14 protein-coding genes are annotated in these 14,842 nt (G+C 66.4%); 9 read left to right on the forward strand and 5 right to left on the reverse strand.

Translation table 11 applies throughout. From position 1 onward, the window contains the following. Nucleotides 1–116: 116 nt before the first annotated feature. Nucleotides 117–2,474, reverse strand: a complete 2,358-nt coding sequence (locus tag ACZK45_RS20135; protein ID WP_478445140.1) for a Tle-like phospholipase domain-containing protein — start codon at nt 2,472–2,474, stop codon at nt 117–119. Between the two features lie 105 nt (nt 2,475–2,579). Here ACZK45_RS20135 and ACZK45_RS20140 point away from each other — a divergent pair, with 105 nt between their 5' ends. After that, the gene (locus tag ACZK45_RS20140; protein ID WP_230080636.1) at nt 2,580–3,443 is read left to right on the forward strand and encodes an ankyrin repeat domain-containing protein; all 864 of its coding nucleotides are present in this window, start codon (nt 2,580–2,582) and stop codon (nt 3,441–3,443) included. Nucleotides 3,444–3,458: 15 nt separating this feature from the next. Here the strand turns inward: ACZK45_RS20140 and yegS are convergent, their stop codons facing one another. The 4 genes from yegS to ACZK45_RS20160 form a co-directional block, all read right to left on the reverse strand. Further along, complete coding sequence (gene yegS / locus ACZK45_RS20145) at nt 3,459–4,394, reverse strand: lipid kinase YegS (protein ID WP_478445141.1); 936 nt, start codon at nt 4,392–4,394, stop codon at nt 3,459–3,461. A 301-nt stretch (nt 4,395–4,695) separates the two neighbouring features. Further along, nucleotides 4,696–5,178 (reverse strand): GNAT family N-acetyltransferase, encoded by a 483-nt coding sequence (locus tag ACZK45_RS20150; RefSeq protein ID WP_032127161.1) that lies wholly within the window; start codon nt 5,176–5,178, stop codon nt 4,696–4,698. A 59-nt stretch (nt 5,179–5,237) separates the two neighbouring features. Then, nucleotides 5,238–5,912, reverse strand: a complete 675-nt coding sequence (rpe, locus tag ACZK45_RS20155; protein ID WP_478445142.1) for a ribulose-phosphate 3-epimerase — start codon at nt 5,910–5,912, stop codon at nt 5,238–5,240. 30 nt (nt 5,913–5,942) lie between these two features. Then, entirely contained in the window at nt 5,943–6,272 is a 330-nt protein-coding gene (locus ACZK45_RS20160; RefSeq protein WP_014038745.1) for a J domain-containing protein, read from the reverse strand. 144 nt (nt 6,273–6,416) lie between these two features. Here ACZK45_RS20160 and ACZK45_RS20165 point away from each other — a divergent pair, with 144 nt between their 5' ends. The 8 genes from ACZK45_RS20165 to ACZK45_RS20200 all read left to right on the forward strand — a co-directional run bounded on the left by ACZK45_RS20165 (nt 6,417) and on the right by ACZK45_RS20200 (nt 14,687). Further along, nucleotides 6,417–7,343 carry a phosphoribosylaminoimidazolesuccinocarboxamide synthase gene (locus ACZK45_RS20165; protein WP_478445143.1) on the forward strand — a complete coding sequence of 309 codons (927 nt, stop codon included), beginning with the start codon at nt 6,417–6,419 and terminating at the stop codon, nt 7,341–7,343. Nucleotides 7,344–7,945: 602 nt separating this feature from the next. Then, on the forward strand, nt 7,946–8,431 hold the full coding sequence (locus tag ACZK45_RS20170; protein WP_478445144.1) for an Mpo1 family 2-hydroxy fatty acid dioxygenase: 486 nt from the start codon (nt 7,946–7,948) through the stop codon (nt 8,429–8,431). 333 nt (nt 8,432–8,764) lie between these two features. Further along, the gene (locus tag ACZK45_RS20175; protein ID WP_478445145.1) at nt 8,765–11,593 is read left to right on the forward strand and encodes a monovalent cation/H+ antiporter subunit A; all 2,829 of its coding nucleotides are present in this window, start codon (nt 8,765–8,767) and stop codon (nt 11,591–11,593) included. Next, entirely contained in the window at nt 11,593–11,985 is a 393-nt protein-coding gene (locus tag ACZK45_RS20180) for a Na+/H+ antiporter subunit C (RefSeq protein WP_180845044.1), read from the forward strand. The genes ACZK45_RS20175 and ACZK45_RS20180 overlap by 1 nt, the downstream gene beginning before the upstream one ends. Beyond that, entirely contained in the window at nt 11,982–13,517 is a 1,536-nt protein-coding gene (locus ACZK45_RS20185) for a monovalent cation/H+ antiporter subunit D (RefSeq protein ID WP_346486280.1), read from the forward strand. Before ACZK45_RS20180 ends, ACZK45_RS20185 begins: the two co-directional genes overlap by 4 nt. Further along, nucleotides 13,514–14,020 carry a Na+/H+ antiporter subunit E gene (locus ACZK45_RS20190; RefSeq protein ID WP_049401676.1) on the forward strand — a complete coding sequence of 169 codons (507 nt, stop codon included), beginning with the start codon at nt 13,514–13,516 and terminating at the stop codon, nt 14,018–14,020. Before ACZK45_RS20185 ends, ACZK45_RS20190 begins: the two co-directional genes overlap by 4 nt. Further along, the gene (locus ACZK45_RS20195) at nt 14,017–14,301 is read left to right on the forward strand and encodes a K+/H+ antiporter subunit F (RefSeq protein WP_005411334.1); all 285 of its coding nucleotides are present in this window, start codon (nt 14,017–14,019) and stop codon (nt 14,299–14,301) included. Before ACZK45_RS20190 ends, ACZK45_RS20195 begins: the two co-directional genes overlap by 4 nt. Beyond that, on the forward strand, nt 14,298–14,687 hold the full coding sequence (locus tag ACZK45_RS20200; RefSeq protein WP_049401677.1) for a Na+/H+ antiporter subunit G: 390 nt from the start codon (nt 14,298–14,300) through the stop codon (nt 14,685–14,687). Before ACZK45_RS20195 ends, ACZK45_RS20200 begins: the two co-directional genes overlap by 4 nt. The last annotated feature ends 155 nt before the right edge of the window (nt 14,688–14,842 follow it).

Raw genomic sequence — 14,842 nt, forward strand, 5'->3', positions numbered from 1 at the left:
CACCAACGGCGTGCGGAAGAAAGGGTATGCGGGGTCGTCAGGCTGGACACCCCTTGACTGTATCGCAGCCGGGGCGGGAGGGGAACCCCGTCGCGGCGTCGCGGTTCATTCGGCCATTAGCCCATCCGCCGGGCGTTGTCCTGGGCCTCCAGCCCCTGTTGCTGTGCCAGTCCGGCTGCCGTCGCCTGTTCGCGACCGGTGTTCAGGGCGTCAACCTGCGCCGTGCTCACGGCCAGCGGCTGGGCCATGCCGGCCGCCACGTCCACATGCGCATGTCGGCGGTGGGCCGCCTGCAGATCCGGGGTGTCGATCGCGAATGCCCGCGTGCGGTCGTCACTGAGCAGCACATGGGAGATGGCCTGCAACCCTTCGCGCTTGGCCTGCGCAGCCAACGCCCCGGCCAGCTGATCGCTCTGCAGGTTCGGGATGCGGCCATGTGCCACATCGAGGCCGTGCACACCGGTCTGCGCGCCCTTGAACAGATGGAAATCGATGTGCCCCGGATCGTTCAGCGCGGGTATCTTCGCGCCCCCCTCCTGCAGCTGCGCATGCGGCCGTCCAAGCAGCTTGCGCGCGGCCGCCTCCTGGCTCGCGATTGCCGCGTCGAGACTGGGGTTCATCGTCTCGCTCATGCCATGCCGGTCCACCGACTCCCCCATGGTCGCACTGCCGCGCCCGATCACCCACGACGTCTTGGCCAGGTTGACCAGGTTCTGCGGCAGTGCCGGCGTGGGCAGGTGCGTGGCAATGCCCTTGTTGGCCATCGCGCCCAGCCCGACGGTGCCGGCCAGCACGGCCGGCGCCTGCGAGGTCAGCCCGGTGATCTGATGGCTGCTCCAGTTCATGCCCATGTGGAAAGTCGCGCCGTACACGGCATAGCCGTTGCGCAGCCCATTGGCCACGCCATGCACGCCCTGCTGCAGCTGGCCGCCCAGATGATGGCCGCCGGCACGGATGCGGCCGGCATCCGCCGCCGCTTCACGGGTGGCTTCACTGGCCTTGGTTTCGTGTTGATTGCGCGCCGCGTCACCGTGCTCACGCATCTGTCTGGCCATGTCGTCGGCACCGAGCGCACCCAGCACGCTGGCCCCGATGTTCCAGCCGTAACTGCCCTTGGCCTGCACGCGGTGGCTGACCGATTCGACCAGACCCTGCAGCTCGCGACCCTTGGCAATGACCGTCGCACCGCCTTCGATGCCCACCCGCATGCTCTTGCCACCGTAGTCGACCACGGTGCCGATCGCATTTCCCTGCAGGGTCGACGCACGCTCGACGGCCACGCCGGACAAGCTCATGCCCCGGCCCGCCAGCGCGCCGACCTGCTCGACATGTTCACCGGCAACCCGTCCGGCACGCATGCCGCGCGCACCTGCGATCAGCACCTCGGCCAGCGGGCCACCGTATTCGGCAAGCTGGCTTGGCGCTTCTCGATGGCGGCGGTCCACCACCTTTCCGTTCACTTCGGTCTTGGCGTCCAGCAACAGTTCCATCCTGCCCGCGGCCACCGGAACATTGCGCAATGCCTCTGCCCCGGATTTCGACGCCAGCTGGTCAACCAGCTGGGCCGTGGCCGTCTGCGCACCCGCCGGCATCATCTCCTGCAGCTTGCGGGTAACCATCTGCTGCACGCCGGGCTGACGCAGCAGCTGGCTGGTCTCACTGGCCAACAGGCCAAAGCCCTGCCGGTGATGCTCGTTGAGCCGCTTCAATCCGTTCTGCACATCGTTGAGCACTTCACCCGACGTCTGGTAGGTGTGCACCGTGTCGCGCGTGTTGAACACCGGCAATCCGTGGGATTTCGCGTAGCGATCGGCGGTGGCCGGATGCAGCCCCGCCGAATTGAAGGTGGTCGCACGTACACCGGTAACCGCCGAAGCGGCAGAGGCCATGCCGCCACCAAGCGAATGACCGGCGAGTTCAAACTGGGTACCAGAGGTCTTCAAGCGACTCGCCAGTGCCATGGCCCGATCGTAGTAGTCGCTCTGCATGCCTACGCCCTGGCGTCCATTGTTGAGGAAATCCTCGCCTCCGGATTCACGCCGCCCGCCTTTCGCCCGGGGATCGATGATTTCGCCCGTTGATCCCTTGAACACCAGCACCGGCTTGGCGTCATCACCGAACACCCTTTTGTCCGGAATGTAGATCTCTGCGCGGAAGCCCGAATCGTTCGGCCGCATCAGCTTCTTCAGGTCGGCCGCTCCCAGGCTGATGCCCGCCGCTTTGAGCGTGTCCGGGTCGGTCACGGCACTGGCTCGCGTCCACCCGACCGGCGGCTCACCTTTGCCCTTTGCCGAGGCATACACATCATCAGCAAGCGAACCCAGCTCGCGGGCGTGATAGGTCTCGCGCAAGCGCGCCGCCTCGGTGGCATGTCCACCTCCCTGCAGTTGCTCGACCAGGTGCTGCTGCGCCTGGACGCTCTTGGCGCGGGCCTGCAACAGGCGTTCCTGCTGCTCGGGATCGTGACCGCTCATGGCAGACTCCATTGCTCATCAGTGAAGACACGGTCATCCAGGACCTGCTGGAATGACCACGGCCAACGCTATCATCCCCCGAACGCGTCCATGTCAAGGGATCACATGCACCGTCACCCTCACAGTTCCTTTACGCCATTTTCCTGCCTGGCGCTGATGCTGCTGATGCTGCTGAGCGCCTGCGCGCGCACGTCTTCACATGGCGCGGAGCGCTATTTCGAGGGCAAGGCACTTGAACTGGCCATCGCCGCCGAACAGGGTGATGCAGCGACGATCACGCGCCTGATCAAGACCGAAGGCGTGAACCCCGACAAGGAGTTCTCGAAGCAGGATGGCATTCCGCTCATCGCGTGGCCGTTGCGCGCACAGAACCTGGAAGGCCTGCGCGCGATGCTCGACAACGGCGCCGACCCGAATGCACGGCGTATTGAAACGCTGGACGGCGAGACGTTCCGCCACAACAACGCCATGGTCTATGCCGCGAAGATGGACGATCCGCGCTACCTGGCCCTGCTGCTGGACCATGGCGGCGACCCGGACACGCGCACCTCCAATACCGAAACGCTGCTGTTCCAGGCTTTCATTTCCGGCAACCTGTGGAAGAACATCCAGCTGCTGGTGGAGCGAGGCGCGCACGTCAACGAATCCAACATCGGCCAGGCCGATACCGTTCTCAGCTGGTACACCGGCCGTGGCGGCTTCGAGCAGGCTTACTGGCTGCTTGAGCATGGTGCGGACCCCACGATTGCATCGCCGTCATCGGCGCAACCAGGCGCGCCCGATCGGATGGCCATGGTCGAAGCCATCTACTGGGAAATCACCACACCGGACCTGCTGCCCTGGCAGAAGAAGTGCCAGCAGTGGCTGATCGATCACGGCATTGCGCGGCCGCCGCTGCCGCAGTACATCCGCGAGAAGCGCGAAGCATTCGGCTTCCCGGCGAAGGAGCAGGACATCCCCCCGTTGTAGGACTTCCGGTCCGGCTCAGCGCGGCTCGGACAACAGGGCACAGCCCACGGGCAGGTGCATCCGCACCCTGCCCGGCACGCACGCGATGCGGAACTGGCGCGCCTGTACCGGTTCGCCGTCCAGGTTGAGCGTCAACGGGCGCTCGGAATCCACCTGCAGCCACGGCAGGCGCGCGCGCGTTGCCAGCTGTTCCAGTGCGGCCTGGGTGCCCGACTTCAGCATCTGGCCGAGCGTGGCGGTGACTTCACCTTCCAGCTCCGGAAGCACCGTCACGTCCAGCTGCCCATCATCGATCAGCGCCTGCGGGCACAATTGCTGGCCACCACCGGCCTGGCGGCCATTGCCGATGCCGAGCGCGATGAAGTCGCCTTCCCACGCGAAATCCGGGCCCGACAGGCGCGCATGGATCGGCTCGATCCGCCCCAGCTTGGCAATGCCGGTGATCACGTAGGCCAGCCCGCCCAGCATCTTCTTCAGGCCGGCATCGGTCTCCACCGTCACCTGCGTGCCGAAGCCACCGCTGGCGAGGTTGGCGCACCACCATTGCGTGCCATCGGCGTCCACGCGCAGCAGATCGATGGCATGCGGCGTGGCCTGCCCGATCAAGGCCAAGGCCGCCTTCGGCTCGGTCGGGATGCCGGCCGCAGTCGCGAAGTCGTTGGCGGTGCCCATCGGGATCAGCGCCAGCGAGGGCAACGCATCTGCCGGCTCCTCACGATGCGCCAGTGTCTCGGCCACCGCGTTGAGCGTGCCGTCGCCACCGGCGGCCACGATCACGTCCACGCCATGATCGATCGCCTCGGCCACGTAGCGTTCGGCGTCACCGTCTTCCCAGGTCACCCGCACTTCCAGCTGCACGCCCTGCCCACGCCAATGACCGACCGCGTCGCGCAGCTCGTCATTGCCTGCGGATTTTCCGTTGAGGATCAGGCGCCAGCGCGGGGTGGTCATGCGGTGCTTCCAGGACGGGGGTGGCACAGGCTAGCAATGCGCCGTTTGTCCGCAGTGAATGTCACGCAGGTGTCATTCAGCTGCTGGAGAATGGAAGGCCATAGCAGGGACGACGGATGGAGGCAGGATCAGCCTCCCACGCATGCAGCGAGGCCACGCCAGTGATTGGCGTGGCTTTTTTTTGGTGCGTAGGGAGTGCGAACCAAGGTTCGCACCCACCGGGTTGCGGTTCGCACCCACCAGGCTGCGGTTCGCGCACACCAGGTGGGTAGATCCACGCCATGCGTGGATGCACTTCGCCTCAACCGTTGGCGAAATCGTGCAATGCCTGGCCCTGCAGCCGGTACACGGTCCACTCGTCCTGCGGCGTGGCGCCAGCGGCGGTGTAGAACTCGATGGCCGGGGTATTCCAGTCCAGCACCGACCATTCGAAACGACCGCAACCCTCGGCCACGGCCTGGCGTGCGATGTACTTCAGCAGCGCCTTGCCGGCGCCTGCGCCGCGCTTTTCCTGGCTGACATACAGGTCTTCCAGGTAGATGCCCTTGCGGCCCAACCAGGTGGAGTAGTTGTAGAAATACACGGCGTAACCAATGGGCTCGCCGTCGGCTTCGCAGATCAGCGCGCGCGCCGTGGCATCGGCGCCAAACAGGCTCTCGGCGATGCCGATCTCATCGGTCTGCACCGAATGCTCGGCCTTCTCGTAGATGGCCAGTTCGCGGATGAAATGCAGGATCAGGCCGGCATCGGCCACAGTGGCCGGACGGATGTTCAACAGAGCCATGGGCGGAAAAGGGAGACGGAGGGAATCAGGCGAGCTTAATCCCCTCCGTCCCTTTTTTGTCAGCGTGCCGCAGCGACATTCGCGCGCATCTGCGCGATCACGTCCTGGTAGCTGGTCTTGGCGTTGAAGATGGCCGAACCGGCAACGAAGGTGTCGGCACCGGCAGCGGCGATCTCGCCGATGTTGTCGGCCTTCACGCCGCCGTCGATCTCCAGGCGGATGTCCTTGCCGCTGGCATCGATCATCTTGCGCACCACGCGCAGCTTGTGCAGCGCCGAGGGAATGAAGGCCTGGCCGCCAAAGCCCGGGTTGACCGACATCAGCAGCACCAGCTCCAGATCGTCCAGTACCCAGTCGAGGATGTCCACCGGGGTGGCCGGATTGAGCACGATGCCCGGCTTGCAGCCCAGCGAGCGGATCAGCTGGATGGTGCGGTGCACGTGGCGGCTCGCTTCCGGGTGGAAGCTGATGTAGGTGGCACCGGCTTCGGCGAAGTCCGGGATGATGCGGTCCACGGGCTCGACCATCAGGTGCACGTCGATCGGCGCGGTCACGCCGTGCTTGCGCAGCGCCTGGCAGACCATCGGGCCGATGGTCAGGTTCGGCACGTAGTGGTTGTCCATCACGTCGAAGTGGACCCAGTCCGCGCCGGCGGCGAGGACGTTGTCGACTTCCTCGCCGAGGCGGGCGAAGTTGGCGGACAGGATGGAGGGGGCGATGAGGCAGTTGGACATGGCCGGGCCTTGCAACGGTAGGAAAGAGGGTCAGCGCTTGCGCAGGGTCTTGATGCGGTCGTAGGCGGCATTGATCCGCCGCGACTTCTGCTCGGCCTGCTGCTGCAGCTCGGGGGCCGCGCCGCCGAGCTTGTCGGGGTGGTACTGCGAGATCAGCCTGCGGTAGGCGCGCTCGACCTCGGCATCGGTGGCCTCGGAGGTCAGCCCCAGCTCCCGGTACGGGTTCTCCTTGTTCAGGCGGAACCAGTCCGAATCGAAGGCATGGCCGATCAACAGGCCGACCACCGCGCCAAACAACGGATTGGGCCGGAACAGCAGGGCGCCGGCGATGAATCCGAGCAGTTTTCCGTACCAGCGCATGGCGCTCCGGGGTCGACCGACGAAATGGACGCTCATTTTACGTCACAGCGGGCCCGGACGGCTTTACACTAGGCCGCCCGCTGGTCAGCGGGCCCGCCGGGTCCGTTGGGCAGCAGCCGTATCGACAACGCCCCAGGAGTGCCCGTGCCAACCACGCTGTTGCAATCCGATCTCCCCGGCCTGCCCTTGCGCCATCGCGGCAAGGTGCGTGATGTGTTCGATATCCCGCGCGAGCGGCTGCCAGCAGGGACCCCGCCGGGCGACTACCTGCTGATGGTGGCCACCGATCGCCTGTCGGCGTTCGACGTGGTCCTGCCCGACCCGATTCCGGGCAAGGGCGAGATGCTCTGCCAGGTCTCCAACTTCTGGTTCGCCAAGACCGCGCACCTGATGCCCAACCACCTGACCGGCATCGACGTGGCCAGCGTGCTGCCCGAAGGCGTGGACCCGGCCCTGTACGCCAAGCGCGCGGTGGTCACCCGCAAGCTGAAGCCGGTGCCGGTGGAAGCGATCGCCCGCGGCTACCTGATCGGCAGCGGCTGGAAGGACTACCAGCGCACCGGCAAGGTCAGCGGCATCGACCTGCCCGACGGCCTGCGCCAGGCCGAGCAGCTGCCCGAGCCGATCTTCACCCCCTCGACCAAGGCCGCCGTGGGCGACCATGACGAGAACATCGATTTCGATGCGATGGTGAAGCAGGTCGGTGCCGAGCTGGCCGAGCGCGTGCGCGATGCCACCCTGCGCATCTACAAGTTCGCCGCCGAATACGCCCGCGAGCGCGGCATCATCCTGGCCGATACCAAGTTCGAGTTCGGTACCGACGCCGATGGCCGCCTGTACATCATGGACGAGATGCTGACGCCGGATTCCTCGCGTTACTGGCCGGCCGACGAGTACGAAGTGGGCACCAGCCCGCCGAGCTACGACAAGCAGTTCGTGCGCGATTACCTGGAGACGCTGGACTGGGGCAAGACCGCCCCGGGCCCGACCATCCCGGCCGAGATCATCGAGCGCACCCGCGCCAAGTACGCCGAGGCGCTGCAGCGCCTGGCCGGGATCAGCGTCGACTGATGCCCTGCGCCCCCCGCCGGTCTGGCTGGGGGCGTTCTGAATGCGGTACTGCCGGCCGCTGGCCGGCAACCTCGCGAACCTGCAGCCAGGCATGGCCTGGCTCTACTGCCGGTTGCCTGGGGTGGTGCCGGCCGCTGGCCGGCAACCTCGCGAACCTGCAGCCAGGCATGGCCTGGCTCTACTGCTTACTGCCTGGGGTACCGCTACCGCCGGCTTCCAGAACCTCGCGAACCTGCAGCCAGGCATGGCCTGGCTCTACTGACGGTTGCCTGGGGGTAGTGCCACCGCCGGGCTACAACTTCGCGAACCTGCAGCCAGGCATGGCCTGGCTCTACTGACGGTTGCCTGGGGGTAGTGCCGGCCGCTGGCTTACAACTTCGCGAACCTGCAGCCAGGCATGGCCTGGCTCTACTGACGGTTGCCTGGGGGTAGTGCTTGCCGCTGGCCTACAACCTCGCGAACCTGCAGCCAGGCATGGCCTGGCTCTACTGCCGGTTGCCTGGGGTACTGCCGGCCGCTGGCCGTCAACCTCGCGAACTCGGCTATGCTCTGGATTGCCGGCCAGCGGCCGGCACTACCGTTGTCCGAGGAAGCAACGCAGCATGCAGACATCCACCGAGCTTGCGCGGCCGATCGACCGCTATTTCGCCAGCTATTCCGACGACCACCGCAATGTCATCAACCAGCGCATCCACGTGGTGGCGGTGCCGGCGATCCTGTGGTCGGTGGTGGCCCTGTTGTGGTGCGTGCCGCCGCTGATCACCTGGTTCCAGTACGGCATCTGGTCGGCGTTCGCGATGTTCAGCGCCTGGTGTTTCTACAACAAGCTGTCGCGCTCGCTGGGCATCGGCATGCTCATCCAGTTCTTCGTGTTCGGCTGCCTGTGCCGGCTGCTGGAGGCGGAAATCGGCCTGCACAACCTGTTCTGGCTGGCGGTGGGCGTGTTCGTGGTGGCCTGGATCGCACAATTCATCGGCCACAAGTTCGAGGGCCGCAAGCCCAGCTTCCTGACCGACCTGACCTACCTGCTGATCGGCCCGGCCTGGGTGATGGCCAAGGCCTATCGGAAGCTCGACTGGCGTTACTGACCCGACCACGACCGGCAAGGGCTGTTGTTTCCTGAACGGGCAGATTCCGTCACCCGTAGTCTACGGCGGCCCTGCCAGCCTGCGCCGGTGACCCGCCCCCCACCTCCCGCCCGTCGACGGCAGCCCCTGTGCGACAGGGCCTGCGGTCTCCCTGCGTGGGCGTAGGGTGATCCCCGAGGGCAACCCGGGAGCGACTGCAGGAACGTGATGTTGCGCCGCAGAAAAAATGAATCAGCGAACGTTACATGCAATTGATCGCTGTTCGATAGGTTTCGGCAACATTTCGCAGCCTGTTATCCTCCCTGACCTGCTCGTGAATCATGGATTCCCTGCATGCTCCCCAGCCTGCCCCTGCTGCTGGCCCTGCCGTTCCTGATGGCAGTGGCTGTTGCGGCCTTCCCCCGTAGTTCGCGCTCGACTGCTGCCTGGCTGGCGGCGCTGGCGCCGTTGGGCGGGCTGGCCATCCTCGCCTGGCTGACCCCATCGGTGCTCGACGGCCAGGTGGTGCGGACGATGGTCCCCTGGCTGCCGCAGATCGGCCTGGATTTCACCCTGCGCCTGGATGGGCTGGCCTGGATGTTCGCCGGGTTGGTGCTGGGCATCGGCGCACTGGTGGTGCTGTATGCGCGCTACTACCTGAGCAGCCAGGACAACGCACACCGCTTCTACATCTACCTGCTGCTGTTCATGGGCGCCATGCTGGGCATGGTGGTGTCGGGCAACCTGCTGTTGCTGATGATTTTCTGGGAAATGACCAGCATCAGCTCGTTCCTGCTGATCGGCTTCTGGTCGCACCGCCAGGACGCCCGCGAGGGCGCGCGCATGGCGCTGGTGATCACTGGCGGCGGCGGCCTGGCCCTGCTCGGCGGCGTGCTGCTGATCGGCCGCATCGTCGGCAGTTTCGACCTGGACGTGGTGCTGGCCGCAGGCGAACAGATCCGCGCCAGCGCGCTGTACCCGTACGCGCTGTTCCTGGTGCTGGCCGGCATCTTCACCAAGAGTGCGCAGTTCCCGTTCCACTTCTGGCTGCCGCATGCGATGGCCGCGCCTACCCCGGTGTCTGCCTACCTGCACTCGGCCACCATGGTGAAGGCCGGTGTGTTCCTGCTGGCGCGCCTGCATCCGGCATTGGCCGGCAGCGATCTGTTCTTCTACACGGTCAGCGGCATCGGTGCGATCACCCTGCTGATTGGTGCCTGGAACGCGATCTTCCAGCATGACCTGAAGGGCCTGCTGGCCTATTCGACGATCTCGCACCTGGGCCTGATCACCCTGCTGTTCGGCCTGTCCACGCCGATGGCGGTGGTGGCCGGCGTGTTCCACATCATCAACCACGCCACCTTCAAGGCCTCGCTGTTCATGGCCGCCGGCATCATCGACCATGAGACCGGCACCCGCGACATGCGCAAGCTGGGTGGCCTACGCAGGCTGATGCCGTTCACCAGCGCGCTGGCGATCATCGCCTCGCTGGCGATGGCCGGCATCCCGCTGCTCAACGGCTTCCTGTCCAAGGAAATGCTGTTTGCCGAAGCGCTGTCGGCCGGTGGCACCGACACCATGCGCACGGCGGTGTCGATCGCCGCGCTGCTGGCCGGCGTGTTCGGCGTGGCCTACAGCCTGCGCTTCGTGCATGACACGTTCTTCGGCAACGGCCCGCATGACCTGGACCGCGTGCCGCACGAGCCGCCGCGCTGGATGAAGGTACCGGTGGAGATCCTGGTGGTGATCTGCGTGGCGGTGGGTATCGCTCCCGCCGTGACCGTGGCCCCGGTACTGCACGCGGCAGCGGCCTCGATCCTCGGCAGCGCGATGCCCGAGTACAACCTGTCGATCTGGCATGGCTTCAACTTGCCGCTGGCGATGAGCGCTGCTGGCGTGGTCGGTGGCGTGCTCCTCTACTTCGGCCTGCGCAGGCTGATCGATCTGCATGCGGTAACCAACACCACGCCGGGACGCAACGTCTTCCACCACCAGCTGGACCTGCTGTCGGCCGGTGCGCAGCGGTTGACCGCCGGCATCGCCAACGGCAGCCTGCAGCGCATGCTGCTGGGCCTGGTGCTGGTGGCGATCGTGGCCGCCGCCGCGCCCTACATCGCCAACCCGGCCTCGCCGGAATGGACCAGACCGCAGCCGATACCGCTGCTGGGCTGGGCGTTGTGGCTGGTGATGATGTCCTGCGCGGTGGCGACCCTGCGCATGTACAAGCAGCGCCTGCTGGCCGTGCTGCTGGTCGGCGGCGTCGGCCTGATGGTGGCGCTGACCTTCGTGTTCCTGTCCGCACCGGACCTGGCGCTGACCCAGCTGCTGGTGGAAATGGTGACCCTGGTGCTGATGCTGCTGGGCATGAACTACCTGCCGGCACAGTCCGGCCCGGAGCGGCCGCGGTGGCGCAAGCGCCGTGATGCGCTGATCGCGATCGTGGCCGGTGCCGGCCTGGGCGCGCTGGCCTACAGCGCGATGACCCTGCCGCCGAACACCATGGCCGGCGAGCTGGTTGCCCGCGCCCTGCCGGAGGCATACGGCCAGAACGTGGTCAACGTGATCCTGGTCGACTTCCGCGGCTTCGATACCTTCGGCGAGATCACCGTGTTCGGCATTGCCGCACTGGTCGTGCATGCACTGCTGCGTCGCACGCGGATGGCGCCGGAGCAGATCATGCCTGGTCCGCCGATCAAGCTGCCGGTGCCGGCCGATCTGGCCCAGATCATGTTCCCGCTGACCCTGACGGTCTCCATCTTCCTGTTCCTGCGCGGCCACAACGCGCCGGGCGGCGGCTTCATCGCCGGCCTGGTGCTGGCGGTGCCGCTGCTGATCCAGTACGTGATCCAGGGTACCGCCTCGGTGGAGTCACGCTTCGGCTTCGACTACATCCGCTGCATCGGCATCGGCCTGCTGATCGCCATCCTCAGCGGCGCCGCGTCGATGCTGTTCGGCGTGCCGTTCCTGACCAGCGGCCACCTCGACCTGCACCTGCCGCTGATCGGCGACGTGCCGCTGGCGAGTGCGATCGGCTTCGACATCGGCGTCTATCTGGTGGTGTTCGGTGGCGCCATGCTGATGCTGTCGATGATGGGCACGATCAAGCCGTCGCGTACCCGCACTGCCCGCAAGGGTGAGATCGACCTGCAACGCCGTTCGGCACGCACCGGGGAGATGCACTGATGGAACTGGCCCTGGCTACCGCGATCGGCGTACTGACCGCGATCGGCATCTACCTGCTGCTGCGTGCGCGCAGCTTCGATGTGATCCTCGGCATGACCTTCCTGTCCTACGCCACCAACCTGCTGATCTTCGCCGGTGGCCGCGTGGTGCTGGGCAAGGCACCGGTGCTGCAGGAAGGCGTGGACAGTCACCTGGGCAACTACACCGATCCGCTGCCACAGGCGCTGGTGCTGACAGCGATCGTGATCGCCTTCGCGATGACCGCGGTCAGCATCGTGCTGGCCATGCGCAGCCGCAGCGACAACCACAGCGACCATGTGGACGCCCACGAGCCGGATGACGACCTGCAGGATGAGAGCGTGCTGCCGCGCCAGGGCGAGGACCGCGCATGAACCACCTGGTGATCCTGCCCATCCTGATTCCGCTGCTGGGTGCTGCACTGTCGCTGTTCGTCGAACACCGCCGCTATGGCCCGAAGGTGCAGCGCGCGGTGGCCTGGACTGCGCTGTCGGCGCTGGCGCTGGCGGTGGGCCTGCTGTTTGCCGCCACCGCCACTGGTGAGATCAACGTCTACCTGCTCGGCGACTGGCCGTCGCGCCTGGGCATCGCGCTGGTGGCCGACCGGCTGTCGGCGTGGATGCTGCTGACCACCCTGCTGCTGGCCATTCCCTGCCTGCTGCATGCCTGCTCGGGCTGGGACCGGCGCGCACCGCACTTCCATGCACTGTTCCAGTTCCAGCTGGTCGGCCTGAATGGCGCGTTCCTGACCGGCGACATCTTCAACCTGTTCGTGTTCTTCGAGGTGATGCTGATCGCCTCCTACGGCCTGCTGCTCAGTGGCGGCCGCGGCCTGCGCATGCGCATCGGCCTGCACTACGTGGTGTTCAACGTCACCGCCTCGACCCTGTTCCTGATCGCACTGGGCCTGCTGTACGCCTCGCTGGGCTCGCTGAACATGGCCGAGCTGTCGCAGCGTATTGCCGAGGTTCCGCCGGCGCAGCTGACCCTGGTAAAGGCCACGATGGGCCTGTTGCTGCTGGTGTTCTGCGCCAAGGCTGCGCTGATGCCGCTGTACCTGTGGCTTCCGGAAGCCTATTCGCGCGCACCGGCCGCCGTGGCCGCCCTGTTCGCGATCATGACCAAGGTCGGCCTGTACTCGGTGCTGCGCATCCAGATGCTGTGGTTCGGCGACGATGCCGGTGCGATGGCCGGCTATGGCCGCGACTGGCTGCTGTGGGCCGGCGTGGCAACGCTGGTGCTGGGCGGCCTCGGTGCGCTGGCCGCGACCCGCCTGCGCGTGCTGATCTCGTATCTGGTAATCGTCTCGGCGGCCACGCTGTTCATCGCCTTCTCGGTAGGCACGCCGCAGGTGCTGTCCGCCGGCCTGTACTACCTGCCGCACAGCAGCTTCGTCGCCGCCGCACTGTTCCTGATTGCCGACCTGATCCGCCGCCGCCGCGGTGGCGCCAGCGACCGCAAGGAAGTGGTCGCGCCGATGCCGGGCAAGGAAACGCCGGCGGTGCTGTTCCTGATCGGCGCGGTGTCCGTGGCCGGCCTGCCGCCGCTGTCCGGCTTCCTGGCCAAGGCCGCACTGCTGGCCGGCATGCCGGCGCAGTACACCGGCCCGGTCTGGACCGCCGTGCTGGTCAGCAGCCTGCTGGTGATCATGGGCCTGACCCGAGGCGGCATCCGCCTGTTCTGGCGCGTGCCGCCGGTAGAGGCCGATGCACCGAAGCCGCGCAAGGCACGCCTGCGCCGGGTCGAGCTGTACGCGGCCTGCATCCTGCTGGCCTACGGCATCGGCATGACCCTGGCCGCTGCACCGCTGATGCGCTACACCGACGCCACCGCCGCACAGCTGCTGCAACCCAGCGAGTACGTGCAGCAGTTGCGCGCGACCACGCCGGAGATCCGCCAGCCATGACCGCCCAGCGCTCCCTGTTCCGTCGCGTCATTCCCTCGCCGATGCTCAGCATCATGGTGGTGGCGTTCTGGCTGCTGATGTCCGACAGCTTCACCCTCGGCCAGTTCGTGCTGGGGCTGGTGCTGGGCGTGGTGGTGCCGCTGTTCGCCGCGCGCCTGGACCGCGAGTTCGCCCGCATCGGTACCCTGCGCCCGCTGCCCAAGCTGCTGTGCGTGACCCTGTGGGACATCCTGATGTCCAACATCCGCGTTGCCGTGCAGGTGCTGGGCCCGGAGAAGAACATCCATCCGGGCTTCATCTGGCTGCCGCTGGACATCGCCAACATCCACGGCATCGCCGCGCTGACCAGCATGATCACGCTGACCCCGGGCACGGTCTCGGCCGCGCTCAGTGACGACCGCAAGTTCCTGCTGGTGCACGTGCTGCACCTGGAGGACCCGCAGGACCTGATCGATACGATCAAGCGCCGTTACGAGGCGCCGTTGATGGAGATCTTCCCATGACCGGTTTTGAAGTCATCCAGACCACCCTGGTGGTGTGCATGCACGTGGTCGGCCTGGCCATGCTGCTGGCCACCTGGCGCCTGCTGCGCGGGCCGACCGTGCCCGACCGCATCCTCGCGCTGGACACGCTGTCGGTGACCGCGATTGCCGAGCTGATGCTGTTCGGCATGTACCTCAACTCGCCGATCTACTTCGAGGCGGCGCTGATCATCGCCATGCTCGGCTTCGGCAGCACCGTGGTGCTGAGCAAGTTCGTGCTGCGCCGGGACATCGTCGAATGATCACCGCGATCCAGATCGGCCTGTCGATCCTGCTGCTGTTCGGCTGCTTCTTCATCCTGGTCGGTGCATTGGGCCTGGTGAAGCTGTCCACGTTCTTCAAGCGGCTGCACGCACCGACCAAGGCCAGCACGCTGGGCGTGGGCTGCGTGCTGGTGTGCTCGGTGTGCTACCACATCTTTCTCGGCCAGGACCCGCAGCCGCGCGAGCTGCTGATCACCGTGTTCCTGTTCATCACCGCACCGATCAGCGCGCACATGATGGCCAAGGCCGCGCTGTCGCTGCTGATGGAAACCCGCCCCAGCCTGCCCGGCAACGAACCGGCCGCCGAAGAGCAGCTGCCGCCGCCGGAACCGGTGCGGGAAGAAGAAACCACGCAGAACCGGTGAATCCGGTAGCGGCCGACCTTGGTCGGCGCTTTGTTTCCCTGAGTGCCAACCAAGGTTGGCAGCTACCGCATCATCGGTGGGTTGACCGGTGGGTGCCGACCGTTGGTCGGTACGGAGCCAACCGCATACACGCATGGCGTGGATCTACCGACCAC

This window comes from Stenotrophomonas sp. 63632_Sma, from assembly GCF_056482875.1.